This is a genomic window from Sphingomonas sp. MJ1 (PH-R8), from assembly GCF_048058635.1.
GTDB lineage: Bacteria > Pseudomonadota > Alphaproteobacteria > Sphingomonadales > Sphingomonadaceae > Sphingomonas.
Genome location: NZ_JBBEFX010000011.1, coordinates 47,471 through 61,765, shown reverse-complemented (window position 1 = coordinate 61,765; position 14,295 = coordinate 47,471). Strand labels below are relative to the sequence as shown.

At 69.1% G+C, this 14,295-nt stretch carries 16 protein-coding genes; 4 read left to right on the top strand and 12 right to left on the bottom strand.

The annotated features are described in order from the left end of the window. Positions 1-2: 2 nt before the first annotated feature. Both wecC and wecB read right to left on the bottom strand, forming a co-directional pair. Positions 3-1,271 carry a UDP-N-acetyl-D-mannosamine dehydrogenase gene (gene wecC / locus VPH46_RS10815; protein WP_416611144.1) on the bottom strand — a complete coding sequence of 423 codons (1,269 nt, stop codon included), beginning with the start codon at positions 1,269-1,271 and terminating at the stop codon, positions 3-5. Between the two features lie 13 nt (positions 1,272-1,284). Beyond that, positions 1,285-2,424 (bottom strand): non-hydrolyzing UDP-N-acetylglucosamine 2-epimerase, encoded by a 1,140-nt coding sequence (gene wecB / locus VPH46_RS10810; RefSeq protein WP_416611142.1) that lies wholly within the window; start codon positions 2,422-2,424, stop codon positions 1,285-1,287. Positions 2,425-2,533: 109 nt separating this feature from the next. On the opposite strand from wecB, the gene galU reads away from it, so the two are divergent. Further along, on the top strand, positions 2,534-3,403 hold the full coding sequence (galU, locus tag VPH46_RS10805) for a UTP--glucose-1-phosphate uridylyltransferase GalU (RefSeq protein ID WP_416611140.1): 870 nt from the start codon (positions 2,534-2,536) through the stop codon (positions 3,401-3,403). Between the two features lie 27 nt (positions 3,404-3,430). On the opposite strand, the gene VPH46_RS10800 is transcribed toward galU, so the two are convergent. From VPH46_RS10800 to VPH46_RS10760, 9 genes are read right to left on the bottom strand one after another with little or no spacing between them, the layout of a single operon-like run. Next, a complete protein-coding gene (locus VPH46_RS10800; RefSeq protein WP_416611138.1) occupies positions 3,431-3,790 on the bottom strand; it encodes a DsrE family protein in 360 nt (119 codons plus the stop codon). Continuing rightward, complete coding sequence (locus tag VPH46_RS10795; protein ID WP_416611136.1) at positions 3,778-4,530, bottom strand: HesA/MoeB/ThiF family protein; 753 nt, start codon at positions 4,528-4,530, stop codon at positions 3,778-3,780. Before VPH46_RS10795 ends, VPH46_RS10800 begins: the two co-directional genes overlap by 13 nt. Continuing rightward, positions 4,527-4,946 (bottom strand): hypothetical protein, encoded by a 420-nt coding sequence (locus tag VPH46_RS10790; protein ID WP_416611134.1) that lies wholly within the window; start codon positions 4,944-4,946, stop codon positions 4,527-4,529. The genes VPH46_RS10795 and VPH46_RS10790 overlap by 4 nt, the downstream gene beginning before the upstream one ends. Next, positions 4,943-5,392, bottom strand: a complete 450-nt coding sequence (gene dut / locus VPH46_RS10785) for a dUTP diphosphatase (protein ID WP_416611132.1) — start codon at positions 5,390-5,392, stop codon at positions 4,943-4,945. The genes VPH46_RS10790 and dut overlap by 4 nt, the downstream gene beginning before the upstream one ends. Further along, on the bottom strand, positions 5,389-6,177 hold the full coding sequence (locus VPH46_RS10780; protein WP_416611130.1) for an alpha/beta hydrolase: 789 nt from the start codon (positions 6,175-6,177) through the stop codon (positions 5,389-5,391). Before VPH46_RS10780 ends, dut begins: the two co-directional genes overlap by 4 nt. Continuing rightward, positions 6,164-7,339 (bottom strand): bifunctional phosphopantothenoylcysteine decarboxylase/phosphopantothenate--cysteine ligase CoaBC, encoded by a 1,176-nt coding sequence (coaBC, locus tag VPH46_RS10775; RefSeq protein WP_416611128.1) that lies wholly within the window; start codon positions 7,337-7,339, stop codon positions 6,164-6,166. The genes VPH46_RS10780 and coaBC overlap by 14 nt, the downstream gene beginning before the upstream one ends. Then, positions 7,336-8,439, bottom strand: coding sequence for a hypothetical protein (locus VPH46_RS10770; RefSeq protein ID WP_416611126.1), 1,104 nt, complete (start codon positions 8,437-8,439; stop codon positions 7,336-7,338). The genes coaBC and VPH46_RS10770 overlap by 4 nt, the downstream gene beginning before the upstream one ends. Continuing rightward, a complete protein-coding gene (ubiB, locus tag VPH46_RS10765; RefSeq protein WP_416611124.1) occupies positions 8,439-9,971 on the bottom strand; it encodes a 2-polyprenylphenol 6-hydroxylase in 1,533 nt (510 codons plus the stop codon). The genes VPH46_RS10770 and ubiB overlap by 1 nt, the downstream gene beginning before the upstream one ends. 31 nt (positions 9,972-10,002) lie before the next feature. Further along, positions 10,003-10,734 carry a class I SAM-dependent methyltransferase gene (locus tag VPH46_RS10760; protein WP_416611122.1) on the bottom strand — a complete coding sequence of 244 codons (732 nt, stop codon included), beginning with the start codon at positions 10,732-10,734 and terminating at the stop codon, positions 10,003-10,005. Positions 10,735-10,792: 58 nt separating this feature from the next. On the opposite strand from VPH46_RS10760, the gene mutM reads away from it, so the two are divergent. The 3 genes from mutM (at position 10,793) to dnaA (ending at position 13,848) form a co-directional block, all read left to right on the top strand. Further along, complete coding sequence (gene mutM, locus VPH46_RS10755) at positions 10,793-11,605, top strand: bifunctional DNA-formamidopyrimidine glycosylase/DNA-(apurinic or apyrimidinic site) lyase (RefSeq protein WP_416611120.1); 813 nt, start codon at positions 10,793-10,795, stop codon at positions 11,603-11,605. Positions 11,606-11,702: 97 nt separating this feature from the next. Next, entirely contained in the window at positions 11,703-11,966 is a 264-nt protein-coding gene (gene rpsT, locus VPH46_RS10750; protein WP_125961013.1) for a 30S ribosomal protein S20, read from the top strand. 475 nt (positions 11,967-12,441) lie between these two features. Continuing rightward, positions 12,442-13,848, top strand: a complete 1,407-nt coding sequence (gene dnaA / locus VPH46_RS10745) for a chromosomal replication initiator protein DnaA (protein WP_416611118.1) — start codon at positions 12,442-12,444, stop codon at positions 13,846-13,848. Between the two features lie 35 nt (positions 13,849-13,883). On the opposite strand, the gene VPH46_RS10740 is transcribed toward dnaA, so the two are convergent. Beyond that, positions 13,884-14,261, bottom strand: a complete 378-nt coding sequence (locus tag VPH46_RS10740) for a winged helix-turn-helix transcriptional regulator (protein ID WP_416611116.1) — start codon at positions 14,259-14,261, stop codon at positions 13,884-13,886. Positions 14,262-14,295 lie beyond the last annotated feature (34 nt).

The following is a 14,295-nucleotide window of genomic DNA, read 5'->3' as shown; positions in this document are numbered from 1 at the left end:
GCTCAGCCTGCAACGCGCAGGCGGGGAGACGGAGCTGCGGCTTTCGGTTGGTCCGGCCAGATGCCGCGCGCGTCGTGCACGCGCTTGTCGGCGCGTTCGTCCAGCGGCACCGATCGGAAGATGTCGTGGTCGACCAGCACCACGAACGCTGGGCAGGTCTCCAGCGCGGTGTCGAGATCGATCAACTGCGCACCGGTGCCCTCGAACGCCTGCGGGAGGCGCGCGGCATAGGGCTCCACGATCCGGACGCGATCGCCGAAGCGCTTCGCCAGGTGCAGCGCGATCTTGAGTGCAGGGCTTTCACGGAAATCGTCGATGTTGGCCTTGAACGCGAGGCCCAGGCACGCGATCGGCGCTCCGGGCACCGCTTCTGCGAGTGCTTCCGCCCGGGCGATCGTGTGGGCGATCTTCGCGTCGTTGACTTCGCGCGCGGTGCGAATCAGCCTGCTATTCTCCGGATCGGCATGCACCAGGAACCAGGGGTCGACTGCGATGCAGTGGCCGCCGACGCCGGGCCCGGGCGACAGGATGTTGACGCGCGGGTGGCGGTTGGCCAGGCGGATCACCTCCCAGACGTCGATGCCCATCGTGTCTGCCACCACCGAGAGCTCGTTGGCAAAGGCGATGTTGACGTCCCGGAATGCGTTTTCGGTGAGCTTGGTCATTTCCGCCGCACGCGCCGTGGTGGTCACGCAGGCGCCCCGCACGAAGCGGCGGTAGAAATGTAGTGCCTTGCGGGCACAGCGCGGGGTGATGCCGCCGATCACCCGATCGTTGTCGATCAGTTCGACCAGGATTCGGCCGGGCAGCACGCGCTCCGGGCAATAGGCGATCGCGACGTCCGCGGTCCCGCTGCAATGGCCGGGGATCGCGAGGTCCGCACGCCTGTCGGCGAGCAGTGCCGCCACCTTCTCGGTGGTGCCGATCGGGGAGGTGGACTCCAGGATTACGGTATCGCCCGCCTTGAGCACGGGCGCGATGGTGGCGGCGGCTTCCAGCACATAGCCGATGTCGGGCTCATGGTTCGGCCCGAAGGGGGTCGGCACCGCGATGACGAACACGTCGGCCGGCGCGATCTGGGTCGAGGCCCGCAGCAGACCGCGTGCAACGACGCCCGAAACCAGGCCGTCCAGATCGATTTCCTCGATGTGGACCTTGCCCGAGTTCACCGTCTCGACCACGCGCGGATCGACGTCGATGCCGAGGACGGAGGCACCCGAGCGGGCGATCACGGCGGCGGTGGGCAGGCCGATATAGCCCAGCCCGACCATGCAAACCTTCAGTTCAGAGTCCGAAATCACGTGCCACGATCTCCGCGATCCTTGCCGATGCCCGGCCGTCGCCGAACGGATTATGCGCGCGGGCCATGGCCGCATAGGCTTCGTGGTCGTCGAGGAGCGTGCAGATTCCCGAAACGATACGATCTTCGTGCGGGCCGACGAGGCGCGCGGTGCCGGCCGTGACGCCCTCCGGCCGCTCGGTGGTCTCGCGCATCACCAGCACCGGCTTGCCGAGGGCAGGGGCTTCCTCCTGCACCCCGCCCGAATCGGTGAGGACGATGTGGGCGAGTTCGAGCGCGCGGATGAAGTTGGGGTAAGCCAGCGGCGCCACGCGCGCGACGTTTGGGCGATCTCCGAGCACTGCGTCCATGGCTGCGATCACGTTCGGGTTGGGGTGGACCGGAAAGAGCACCGCCACGTCCGGGCGGTCGGCGATGCGGCCGACCGCGCGCGCGATCGCGGCCATGCCGTCCCCGAAGTTCTCCCGCCGGTGGGTCGTCACCAGCACGACGCGTTTGCCGGCAAAGCGTTCTGCAATGGGCGCGATCTCGGCAGCGAGCCCGGGATCGGCGGCGATCCGATCGCGGGTCGCGTGCAGTGCGTCGATCACCGTGTTGCCGGTGACGTGGATGGATGCAGGCGACACGTTCTCCGCCCGCAAGGCGGCGGCCGCGGTCTCGGTCGGCGCGAAGTGGAGGTCGGCGATCGGGGCGACGATGCGCCGGTTCACCTCCTCGGGCCAGGGCTGGTAGATGTCGCCGGAGCGAAGGCCCGCCTCGACATGGCCGACCGGGATTTTTCGGTAATAGGCGGCGAGGGCGCCCACCATCGCCGTCGCCGTGTCGCCCTGGACGATCACCCGGTCGGGACGCTCGCGGTCCATCACCTCGCCCAACGCCAGCAGGAGGCGGGCGGTCAGGCGATCCAGCGACTGGCCGGGCTCCATCAGGTCCAAGTCGATGTCCGGCGTCACTCCCGCGATCGCAAGCACCTGATCGAGAAGGCCGCGATGCTGCGCCGTGACGCAACTGCGCACCGCAAGTCCCGGTCGCTCGGCTAGCGCGTGCAGGACCGGGAACAGCTTGATCGCTTCGGGACGTGTGCCGAATACGACCAGAATGCGTCGATTTGGGTGCGGTGGCATGGCAGCCTCCTATCGCGGATGTTTAGGGAGTGCTAATTCCGCGAGACTATGGGCTGGGGGGCCCGACCGTCCAGTGGCCGTCCGGCCGAAGCAATCACAGGGAGCAAGCATGACCATCAAGCCACTTCGCAAGGCAGTGTTTCCGGTCGGGGGCCTCGGCACCCGGTTCCTGCCGGCAACCAAGGCCATGCCGAAGGAAATGCTCCCGGTCGTCGACCGTCCGCTGATCCAATATGCCGTGGACGAGGCGATCGAGGCGGGCATCGAGCAGATGATCTTCGTCACCGGTCGCGGCAAGCATGCGATCGAAGACCATTTCGACATCGCCTACGAGTTGGAGGCGACCATGTCGGGCCGCGGCAAGTCGCTCCAGGTGCTCGACGCCACGCGCCTGAAGCCGGGTCGTGTCGCCTATGTGCGCCAGCAGGAGCCGATGGGGCTGGGCCACGCCGTCTGGTGCGCACGCGACATCGTCGGCGACGAGCCGTTCGCGGTGCTGCTCGCGGACGACTTCATGGTCGGCCAGCCGGGCTGCCTCAAGCAGATGGTCGAGGCGTACAACAAGGTCGGCGGCAACCTGATCTGCGCGCAGGAAGTGGCCGACGACCAGACCGACAAATACGGCGTGATCACGCCGGGCACGCGCGACGGCACGCTGACCGAAGTGAAGGGCCTCGTCGAGAAGCCTAAGGCGGGGACGGCGCCGTCGAACCTGGCGGTGATCGGTCGCTACGTGCTCCAGCCCGAGGTCATGCGCATCCTGGAGACGCAGGAGGCCGGTGCCGGTGGCGAGATCCAGCTGACCGACGCGATGGCGCGGATGATCGGCAATCAGCCTTTCCACGGCGTGACCTTCCAGGGCGTCCGCTACGATTGCGGCGACAAGGCGGGCTTCCTCCAGGCCAATCTCGCAACCGCGCTGGCGCGCGAGGACGTGGGCCCCGCAGTCCGCGCCTTTGCCAAGGACCTGCTCGCCTGACGACTGCGCCCGGCACGCAGCCGGGCGTCAGAACGCCAGCAGGCGATCCTCGCCCAGGGTCGCCAGCAGGCTGACCAGCCCGCCGGCGGCCGTGCCGGCGGGGAGCTCGGCCATCGAGAGTCCGGTCAAGGCGAGACCGGACTGGCAGACCAGCAGTTCCACGCCGCTCTCGCGGGCGATCGCGACGAGGTCGGCCCGGTCCGGCAACCCGGCCGCAGCGAGCCGGGCGGCATCGGGATCGGCGGACGCCTGGAGCAGTACGACCGCGTCTTCATGGAGGAACACCCGCGCCCGGCCGCCCAGCGCGGCAGTGGCCGCAGCGGTGGAGAGTGCCGCCCGGAAGCGGAGGGGATCGGCGGTCGCGACGAGGACGGTCAGCCCCCGCATGCGGCGCACCCAGGATCCTTGGGGAGCAGCAGCGTCCGGAAGCGCAGCGCCAGCGTGTCGATCAGCAGCAGCTTGCCCGCGCTATCCTCGCCGAAGCCGGTGATGGCGCGGATCGCCTCCAGTGCGGCGAGGCTGCCGACGACGCCGGTCAGGGCGCCGAGTACGCCCGTGTCGGCACAGCTGCGATCCGGGCGTTCCGGGTCTTGGCCGACGAAGCAGCGATAGCAGGGCTTGTCCGCTTCCCAGCCGCGGAACACCCCCAGCTGCCCCTCGAACTCGCCGACTGCGGCGGCGACCAAGGGCACGCGGGCCGCAAGTGCGGCATCGGCCACCGCAAGCCGCGTGGCGAAATTGTCGGTCCCGTCGACCACGACGTCCATGCCGCCGACCAGCCCGGCTGCGTTCGCCGAATCGATCCGGAGCTGGTGCACGGTGACGGATACGTGCGGGTTGAGCCGTGCGACCGCGTGCCGCGCGACCTCAGCCTTCGGCTGTCCCAGATCCCCGGTGCCGAACAGGGTCTGGCGCTGGAGGTTCGACAATTCGATGCGGTCGTCGTCGATGATGCTGAGCCGCCCGATTCCTGCCGCGGCAAGATACTGGATCACTGGCGAGCCGATGCCGCCTGCACCGACCACGCACACATGCGCGGCGGCGAGCCTGGCCTGCCCGGCGCCGCCGACTTCCTTTAGCACAATGTGGCGGGCGTAGCGCTCCAGCTCCGCGTCGGTCAGGATCATTCGGGCAGGTCGAAGGTCATGCTCACACGGTACCAGGTGCCTTCCACCGCGAAGCGCGTGTTCAGATTGTCGCGCGCGAAGCCGAGCACCAGCCCGGCCGCATATTGCTCGACCGTGGGGCAGTTGATGGCGCGCGGGATGGTCGCCCGCACGCTCGCGCCGCTGCCGACCAGGACGGCGACGTCGGCATGGACGCGGCGCTTGCCGGCGATCGGGGCAGGCGGCGTGCAACGGCCCTGCGCCATTTCGCCCTGGACGAAGCGGACCATCTGCGGCGTCACTTCCGGTTGGGTACGATAGGGAAGCGCGTCCAGGGCTTCCCAATCGATCGGCGAGGTACGGAGGCGATTCGGTTCCGCCGGAGGTGGCGTCAGCTGCGCAGTCAGCGCGGCCATCAGGGCGAGGAAGGGGGTCACCGCCCGGTCGACCCGAAGCCGCCACTGCCGCGCGCGGTCTCGTCCAGGGTCGGCACTTCCTCGAGTGACGCGCGGAGCACCGGCGCCGGCACGAGCTGTGCGATGCGCTCGCCGCGACCGATGGCGAACGGTTCCTGTCCCAGATTGACCAGGATCACCTTCACTTCCCCGCGATAGTCGCTGTCGATCGTGCCGGGCGTGTTGAGGCAGGTGATGCCGTGCTTGATCGCAAGGCCGGAGCGGGGACGAACCTGCACTTCGTAGCCGGCGGGGATGGCCAGGGCGAAGCCGGTCGAGACCGCGTGCCTGGCGCCGGGCGCAAGCGTGCAGTCTTCCGCGGCCACGATGTCCATGCCCGCGGCGCCGGCCGTCGCATAGGCCGGCAGCGGCAGCCCCCGGCCATGTTCCAGCCGAAGGACGGCGATGCGGATCGGTTCGCCGCTCATTGGCCGGCCTGAAGGGAGGCGAGCATCCGGGTCGTGGCCGAGAGCACCTCCGGGTCGTTCAGGATCTCGTTGCCCTTGCCCGGGAGCACGCGGAAATCGGTCGCAATGCCGCGAAGCGCGAGTGCCTCGGCATAGCCGCGCGAGAACTTCGGCGGGGTGATCGGGTCCTCGGAGCCGACCAGCAGCGCGGCCTTGGTCTGCGGGCGCACACCGCCCACCGTCATCAGCGGATCGAGGCTGTCGGGTGCAGGCTTGAACGATGTGCCGGGCATCCGCTTCTCCATGTGCTTGCGCCATTCGGGCAACATGCACGGACAGGCGGCGAGCACCATACCATCGATCAGTTTCGGCCGGAGGCCGGCGAGGTTCGCCACCAATGCCGCCCCGCCGCCGTCCCCGACGACGACGGTGGGAACGTCCGGATATCGTTTGCGCCCGGCCTCGATCCGGTCGGCAAAAGCCGTGATACGCTCCCGCGTGAAACCACGGGTCATACCCTTGTCCGCGTCGCCCTCTGCCACGGGCTCGGTGAGCGCCACCACCCGCGCACCAGGGGCCGCGGCCGCCAGGTCGCGCCCGAAGCGGTGGGGATCGGTCGCATCCGACGTCGCCCCGTCCCGGTGCAGCACATAGACCAGTGCCTTCACCGAACGACGGCCGCTGGGGCCGAACGCCTGCTCCCGCACCGTCACTGTTGCACTGTCGGAGGCCGGACGAACCCCGCCGCCGGCGCAGTTTGCGAGCGCGAGACCCAGGGCGAGGGGGAACAGCCTATGCCAGCGCATGTGCGATCCGCTCCGCCAGACGCTCCGCAACCAGGTCCTTGTCCATTCGCTCCCAACTTTCCACGCCATTTTCAGTCACCAGGTGGATCGCGTTGGCGGTCCCGCCCATCACGTCCCCCGATACGTCGTTGGCGACAATCCAATCTGCGCCCTTCCGTGCGCGCTTCCCGGCGGCATGGTCGATCACGTCGTGCGTTTCCGCCGCAAACCCGACCAGCAGCCGCGGTCGCCGCAGGCTATGCCCGAGCGTCGCGAGGATGTCCGGGTTGGCGACGAGTTCCAGCCGATCGCCCATGTCCGCCTTGGCGCGCTTCAGGGGCGCGGCCTCGACCCGCCAGTCCGCGACGGCTGCCACCATCACCGCGGCGTCGGCCGGAAGCGCCGCCTCAACTGCGTCCGCCATCTCGCGCGCGCTTTCCACGTCCACCCGCGACACGCCCGGCGGGGTCTGAAGCGCCGTCGGCCCGGACACCAGCGTCACGCGCGCGCCGAGCTTCGCCAGCGCGCCGGCAATCGCATAGCCCTGGCGGCCGGAGGAGCGGTTGGCGATGTAGCGCACCGGGTCGATCGCCTCGTGCGTCGGCCCCGCCGTCACCAGCACGTGCCGGCCGGCGAGGGGCCGGGCCGCGGGTGCCAGGGCGCGTTCGATCGCAGCGAGGATCGCTGCGGGCTCCGGCAGGCGGCCCGGTCCATACTCCCCACAGGCCATCGTGCCTTCGTCGGGCTCGAGCACCGTGACGCCGTCGCGACGCAGTTGCGCGACGTTGCGGACGGTGGCGGCGTGCTGCCACATGCGCACATTCATCGCGGGCGCAGCGAGCACCGGCTTGTCGGTCGCGAGCAGCAGCGTGGTCGCCAGATCGTCGGCCATGCCGGCGGCCATCTTCGCAAGCAGGTCTGCCGTCGCGGGTGCGACCACGACCAGGTCTGCCTCGCGGCTGAGCTGGATGTGGCCCATCTCGGCCTCTTCCTTCAGGTCCCACAGGCTGGTGTGGACCGGTGCCTCCGAAAGCGCGGCGAGCGTCATCGGGGTGACGAAGTGGGCGCCTCCTTCGGTCAGCACGCAGCGCACGGAAATGCCGGCCTTGCGGCACAGGCGGATCAGTTCGCACGCCTTGTAGGCGGCGATGCCACCCCCGACGATCAGCAGGATGCGCTTCATCGCGTGATCCTCTGCACCCGAACCCGCCGCCTGTCGAGCAGCACGCGGGCGAGGTCGCGCAGCCCGTCCGGCGCAAAGGCCAGGCCAACGAGCAGCAGGGGAGCGACGAGGAATGCCCAATAGAAGTCGTCCGCGCCCGGGAGGATGGCTGTCGCGGCAGCATAGACCGCCAGCGTCACGGTCACACGCAACGCGACCGGATCGTCCCACATCGCCCAGCCGAACAGCGCGAGCGCGACCAGCAGCGCGGTCATCGCGGCCGGCAGCAGGTGGAGCACCGTCGTGGTGATGGCGGCGCGCACGAAGAAGCCGAAGCCGTGCAGCCCCGCCGCGTCCGAGGCGGTCGGATCGAGCGGACCAACGACCTGCGCGACGGCCTGGGCGTGGAACACCAGGACGATGGCCAGCAGGCCGACTCCCGCCGCCCAGCCCAACGCCTCGCGGCGCCGTCCCTCGGCAAAGGCGAGCAGCCCCATGGCGATGGCGTAGAAGGCGGCGGTCTCGCGGATCAGCATCGCCGCGGTGGCGACGGCGACCGCCTCTACCCAGCGGTCCTGCTGTCGGATCGCCAGCGACAAAGCCACCAGCATGCCTGCCCAGGTCTCGGGAAAGAGCACGACGTCGGGCGCCAGCAGGCCCACCATCCCACCGGCCAGGAGCAGCATCCCCCCGAACACCGGCAACGGCCGGGCCAAGGCCTCGCGCAACCGCTTCTGCCAGGCAAAGGCGGTTCCGACCGCCAGCAGCAGGAGCAGCAGGGCCGACACCAGCCCCGGGAGTACGGCGAGCACCACCGGCAGCGTGGGCAGGGGAAAGGAGAGGAACGGCTTGAGCGGATAGCCGCCGCTGCGCAGCATCCGTGCGGTTGCCGGGTAATAGGCCTCGCCACCGCGCAGCGCGCCGACGATGCCATCGTGCACGCTGATGTCGCTCTGCTCGATCGCGGCGCGCGGCGCTGGCACGCTCCCGCCGCGTACCCCCATCAGCGCACCGGCCACGACCAGCAGCAGGAACAGGACCAGCGCCACTGCCTGGTTGGCCGAGAGGCCGCTGGCCCGACTTGGGCGAACCAGCCACAGCGGGCGGGCGGGCCGCGCCATCAGCTGGCCAGCAGCGTCGCCGCTACCGCCAGCGCAGCGCTCACCACGGCCACGCCGATGTATCGCCACCCGCCGCCGACGCGGATGACCTCGATTTCACGCAACGGCGGGGCAGGGGGCGCACCCCCCGGCGTCGGATACCGTGCTTCCAGATTGCGGATCAGCTGCGGCAGCCGCGCAAAAGTGCGCAGGTCGGTGACGATGCGGTCGGCGACCGCCGCCTCCGGACCCAGTTCGTCCCGGATCCAGCCGCGCACGAACGGCGCCGCCGTTTCCCACAGGTTGATGTCTGGATCGAGCGAGGTGGCCACGCCCTCCACCATCACCATGGTCTTCTGGAGCAGCAGCAGGTGGGGCTGGGTCTGCATGTCGAAGTCGCGCGTGATGTTGAAGAGGCTCTCCAGCATCATGCCGACCGACATGTCCTTGACGGCCAACCCGCGCATCGGCTCGCCGACCGCACGCAGCGCCGTCGCGAACTCCGCGACATTATGGTGCGCGGGCACATAGCCGGCTTCGAAGTGGATTTCGGCGACGCGGCGATAGTTGCCGGTGATCAGGCCGTAGAGGATTTCGGCAAGCCACACCCGTGCCCGTCGGTCGATGCGGCCCATGATGCCGAAGTCGATCGCGCAGATACGCCCGTCCGGCAGCGCAAACAGGTTCCCCTGGTGCATGTCGGCGTGGAAGAAACCCTCCGCAATCGCCTGGCGCAGGAACGCCTGCACCAGCTTGCGCGCCATCGCCGGCAGGTCGTGGCCAGCCTCGATCAGGGCGGCACGGTTCGACAGCTTGATGCCGTCGATCCACTCGATCGTCAGCACCCGGCTGGTGGTGCGCTGCCAGTCGACCGCGGGGACGGTGAAGTCCGGCTCCGCCTGCATCGCTTCGGCAAGTTCGGAGGCCGAGGCCGCTTCGCGCCGCAGGTCGAGCTCGCGCGCGGTCCAGCGCTTCATGGTCTCGATGACGAGCCGCGGACGCAGCCGCTTCAGCTCGCCGCCATAGGCCTCGAGCTGGGCGGCGGCCCATTCATAGGTGTCGATCGCCTGGTTGAACTCGTGCTCCACGCCAGGGCGCAGCACCTTGACCGCCACCGTGCGGCCGTCGGTCGTGACGGCGCGGTGGACCTGCGCGATCGAGGCAGCGCCGACCGGCACTTCCTCGATCTCGGCGAACACGCTCTCGATCGGTCGGCCGAGACCCGCCTCGATCGCCGGGCGGATCACCGACCAGGGGAGCGGCGGCAGCGCGTCCTGCAGCGCGAGCAGATCGTGTGCCGGGCCCTCGCCGACCAGGTCGGGACGGGTGGCGAGTGTCTGGCCGAGCTTGATGGCAGCGGGGCCAAGCGCCTGAAGCGCCTGCGCGTAGCGCGGCTCCTTGGGCACGAACATGCCCATCTGAAGGAGGCGAGCAACGCGGCGGAGTCCCGGCGGGGTGTTCGGGTCTCGCTCAAGCCCGCGTAGCGCGCCGTGGCGTGCCAGCGTGCGGCCCCATTTCCAAAGGCGCCAGCCATGGGTGATCTTGGAGGTCATGCCCGATCCTCGATGCGGCGGGGACGGGGGCTCAGATCTTCCACCCGCTGTGGATCGCGACCAGGCCGCCGAGCAGCGGCTCGACCTTGGTCCGCACGAACCCGGCGTCACCGATCATGCGCTCGAACGTCGGCATGTCCGGGAAGCGCCGGATCGATTCGATCAGGTAGCGATAGCTGACCTCGTCGTCGGCAAGGAGCTTGCCGAGCTTGGGCACGAGCTTGTGCGAATAGGCGTCGTAGACCTCCGCGAAGCCCGGCCACTGGGTGGTCGAGAACTCCAGGCAGAAGAAGCGCCCGCCGCGGCGCAGGACGCGATGCGCCTCACGCAACGCCTTGGGAATGTCGGTCACGTTCCGGATGCCGAAGGCGATGGTGTAGGCGTCGAAGAAGCGATCGGGGAACTGGAGCACTTCCGCGTTCGCTTCGGTCCACACCAGCCCGTCGATCCCGCGCTGCTGCGCGCGGCCCATGCCGACCTCGAGCATCGCCGGATTGATGTCGGCGACCGTGATCGACGCCCCGCGGGCGGCCATGCGGAAGGCAATGTCGCCGGTGCCGCCGGCCATGTCGAGGATCTGCTCGCCCGGCTGCGGCTTCACCCGCCGCACGAAGCGGTCCTTCCAGAGCCGATGCATGCCCCCGGACATGGCATCGTTCATGAGGTCGTAGCGGGAGGCTACGCTGGCGAAGACGTCCCCGACACGGCGGGTCTTTTCCTCGGGGGCGACTTCTTCATAGCCGAACGAGACGGTGTTGGTCATGCAAGCGCCTTAGCCAAGCCTTGTGGCCCGGGCAAACCCTGCCTAGCTCCCACCCATCATGCCCGAGCTTCCCGAAGTCGAAACCACCGTGCGTGGACTGCGCCCGGTGCTGGAGGGGCAGCGCATCGCGCGTGTCGTGCCCCGCCGCGCCGACCTGCGCCGCGCGATCCCCGAGGACCTGGGCCAGCGGCTCACCGGGGCGCGGGTGATCGCGCTTGGCCGCCGCGCCAAATACGGCCTGATCGACACCGACCGGGGGGACACGCTCGTCTTCCACCTCGGCATGTCCGGGCGCTGGCGCGTCGATCCTTCGGAGCTGCTGCCGCACGACCACCTGCTGATCGAGACGGAGGCGGGAAGGTCGCTCGCGTTGAACGATCCGAGGCGATTCGGCTCGCTCGATCTGCTGCGCACCGAATCGGTCGAGGCATGGGCGCCGTTCCGCGCGCTGGGCCCGGAGCCGCTGGGCCCCGAGTTCACCGGCGGCTATCTGGCGCAGGCATTCGCCGGCCGGGTCGCGCCGGTGAAGGCGTTGTTGCTGGACCAGCGGATCGTCGCCGGGCTCGGCAACATCTATGTGTGCGAGGCGCTGAACCTGGCGCGAATCGCTCCGTCGCGCGCGGGCGGGCAGATCGCCCGCGCCCGGCTCGATCGGCTGGGGGAGGCGATCCGCACCGTCCTGCTCGCCGCGATCGAGGCGGGCGGCTCCACCCTGCGCGATTATGCGCGGCCCGATGGCGAATTGGGCTATTTCTCCAAGCATTGGCGGGTCTATGGGCGTGAGGGTGCAGCCTGTCCCTGTGGAGGGATGGTGCAGCGCCGCACCGAAGGCGGGCGTTCCACCTTCTGGTGCCCCAAGTGCCAGCGCTGAAAAGCTTGACCTTTTCGACGGTGCGCGGTAGGGGCGCCGCTTTCCCGGGCCGTGGAGTTTCTGCGCCCGTTCATGCAGCACAGGATCAGGACGGCACATGGCGAACACGCCACAGGCGAAGAAGCGTATCCGGCGCAACGAGCGTCGCGCGGAAATCAACGGCGCGCGGGTCAGCCGCATCCGTACCTTCATCAAGAAGGTCGAATCGGCGCTGGCATCGGGCGATCGTGAGGCGGCTTCGGCTGCTCTGACCGCAGCGCAGCCGGAACTGGCGCGGGGCGTCGCCAAGGGCGTGCTCCACAAGAACACCGCGTCGCGCAAGTTCGCACGCCTGACCAAGGCGGTGTCGTCGCTCGCCTGAGCGCACGCACGACCAGGTTGAAAAAGGGGCTTCGCCGGGTGCCGGCGGAGCCCCTTTTTCGTGCCCGGAATCCGCCGCCGCGGGACGAATCAAGTACGGCGGTCCAAGTCACGGACAAGTCACGGATTTGTCACGATTCGAATGGGGCCGTAACAAACCGGATCGGCTAAGTCCCTGTTATTGCTTGCAAAAAACGGAAACCCGCGGAATTCCGAGGGGTTCGGGGTGTCAATGCTCTATATTATTTTTTTGGGCGTGACCGGCTCTTGATCTTCCTTCCGCCGCCTTCCTAAACAAGCCCCACGCCCCGGCTCCGGGGCACGGTATCGCGGAGTTTCGCGTGCGGTTCCGGTCTTCACGGCCAGGTTACCGTTGGAGCTTATCGCTAGTTGGAATCACAGGCTGAAAGCGCCGCTTTCGGTCGGGGGAGAGGTGTGTTCGCGTGACGGGAACGGGGGAAGGAACAGCAGCAGCCGTGGAAGCCGCGTGGGGGCGCGTGCGCCACAACCTGCGCCTGTCCGCAGGGCTGCGGCTGTTTGACCGCTGGCTGAAGCCGATGGTGCTGCTCCCGGACAGCGACGCCGACATGGTGCGCCTGGGGCTCCCGTCGGCGTTCATGACGAACTGGGTGAAGAGCCACTACGCGGATCGGCTGTTGTTCGAGTTCCGCGCCTGCCTGCCCGAGATCCGCACCGTCTCGGTCGAGACCGTCAGCACGCTGGAGCCCGCGCGCGTCCTGACCGGCGAGTCGATCGCGCCGGCGACGCCGGTGGCCGGCGCGACGCTGCTCGCCGATTCGCCCGCGCCCGTCCCGGCTGCCGAGCCCGTTCCCGCGCAGCCGATCGGCGCGCCGGAGCGCTCGCAGTTCGATCCGCGCTTCACTTTCGACCGATTCGTGTCGCATGATTCGAACCGCGTCGCCCGTAACGCAGCCCAACTGCTGGCGGAGCCCGGCGTGCCGCGGTTCAGCCCGCTCTACCTCCACAGCGGCACCGGCCAGGGCAAGACGCACCTGATGCACGCGATCGGCCACGCGTTCCTCGCGGCCAATCCGCAGGCGACGGCGATCTACATGCCGGCCGAGCGCTTCATGTTCGAGTTCGTGAGCGCGGTGCGCGCCCGCGACACGCACAGCTTCAAGGCGCGGCTGCGCGCCGTCGACCTGCTGATGATCGACGACCTCCAGTTCGTGGCCGGCAAGGACGCGACCCAGGAGGAGTGCTTCCACACCGTCAACGCGTTCATGGACGCGGGCAAGCGGCTGGTGATCGCGTGCGACCGCAGCCCGCACCTGCTCGACGGCGTCGAGAGCCGGCTGGTGTCGCGCCTGGGCGCGGGCTTGGTCGCCGACATCAAGCCGCCGGCACTCGAACTGCGCCACGCGATCCTCTCGCGCCGCCTGGCCGAGAACGCCGCGGTGCCGGTGCCGGCCGACGTCCTAGACCTGCTCGCCAGCCGGATCCACGGCAGCGTGCGCGAGCTGGAAGGCGCCTTCAACCGCGTCGTCGCCTATGCGCAGCTGATCGGCCAGCCGGTCACCATGGACTTCGCGGTCCAGACCCTCGGCGAGATGCTCCAGGGTCCGAAGAAGCGGATCACCATCGACGACATCCAGCGCGCGGTCTCCAGCCACTTCGAACTGAAGCAGCTCGATCTGGTCTCCGCCCGCCGTGCCGTCGCGATCGCGCGTCCGCGCCAGATCGCCATGTACCTCGCCAAGCGGCTCACCACCCGTTCGCTGCCCGAGATCGGCCGCAAGTTCGGCAACCGCGATCATTCGACCGTCATTCATGCCGTGAAGCGCATCGAGTCGCTGCGTGGCCTCGACGGCGAGATCGACGGCGCGGTCCGCCAGCTGATGCGGCAGCTCGAGGGCGCCTGAAGCGCCGGGGCAGCCGCACGGGCTGCCCCTTGCAATCAACGCCGCGACGTCGGACGCGGTCGCAGCTGGTCCAGCGCATCCGCGTTGTCGCGGCCCCAGGCGTAGAGCAGCTCGACCGGCTCGACGAAGCGACGTCCGAGCGGCGTCAGCGCATATTCGACCGCCGGCGGAATCGTCCCGTGGACGTGGCGGGTGATCAGCCCGCTCTCCGCCATCTCGCGCAGGGTCTGGGTCAGCATCTTCTTCGAAATGCCGGGCAGGCTGCGGAGCAGCACGCCCGTGCGCGCGACCCCAGCGTGACGGACATGCAGGGTGTGCAGCACCATGCTCGTCCACTTGGTTGCAAACAGCTCCAGCGTGCGACGCGGTGCGCAATCCTCGCGCCATTGCTCCTCGGCCGAACCGATCCGCATGTGGGTACCTCCTGGTGCCTATGTCCCTGAATGG

What these genes read in the sequence shown, in the direction of transcription:
- wecC (WP_416611144.1), bottom strand. Translation starts at nt 1,271, where the DNA reads ATGGTCGGGCTGGGCTATATCGGCCTGCCCACCGCCGCCGTGATCGCC.
- wecB (WP_416611142.1), bottom strand. Translation starts at nt 2,424, where the DNA reads ATGCCACCGCACCCAAATCGACGCATTCTGGTCGTATTCGGCACACGT.
- galU (WP_416611140.1), top strand. Translation starts at nt 2,534, where the DNA reads ATGACCATCAAGCCACTTCGCAAGGCAGTGTTTCCGGTCGGGGGCCTC.
- VPH46_RS10800 (WP_416611138.1), bottom strand. Translation starts at nt 3,790, where the DNA reads ATGCGGGGGCTGACCGTCCTCGTCGCGACCGCCGATCCCCTCCGCTTC.
- VPH46_RS10795 (WP_416611136.1), bottom strand. Translation starts at nt 4,530, where the DNA reads ATGATCCTGACCGACGCGGAGCTGGAGCGCTACGCCCGCCACATTGTG.
- dut (WP_416611132.1), bottom strand. Translation starts at nt 5,392, where the DNA reads ATGAGCGGCGAACCGATCCGCATCGCCGTCCTTCGGCTGGAACATGGC.
- VPH46_RS10780 (WP_416611130.1), bottom strand. Translation starts at nt 6,177, where the DNA reads ATGCGCTGGCATAGGCTGTTCCCCCTCGCCCTGGGTCTCGCGCTCGCA.
- coaBC (WP_416611128.1), bottom strand. Translation starts at nt 7,339, where the DNA reads ATGAAGCGCATCCTGCTGATCGTCGGGGGTGGCATCGCCGCCTACAAG.
- VPH46_RS10770 (WP_416611126.1), bottom strand. Translation starts at nt 8,439, where the DNA reads ATGGCGCGGCCCGCCCGCCCGCTGTGGCTGGTTCGCCCAAGTCGGGCC.
- ubiB (WP_416611124.1), bottom strand. Translation starts at nt 9,971, where the DNA reads ATGACCTCCAAGATCACCCATGGCTGGCGCCTTTGGAAATGGGGCCGC.
- VPH46_RS10760 (WP_416611122.1), bottom strand. Translation starts at nt 10,734, where the DNA reads ATGACCAACACCGTCTCGTTCGGCTATGAAGAAGTCGCCCCCGAGGAA.
- mutM (WP_416611120.1), top strand. Translation starts at nt 10,793, where the DNA reads ATGCCCGAGCTTCCCGAAGTCGAAACCACCGTGCGTGGACTGCGCCCG.
- rpsT (WP_125961013.1), top strand. Translation starts at nt 11,703, where the DNA reads ATGGCGAACACGCCACAGGCGAAGAAGCGTATCCGGCGCAACGAGCGT.
- VPH46_RS10740 (WP_416611116.1), bottom strand. Translation starts at nt 14,261, where the DNA reads ATGCGGATCGGTTCGGCCGAGGAGCAATGGCGCGAGGATTGCGCACCG.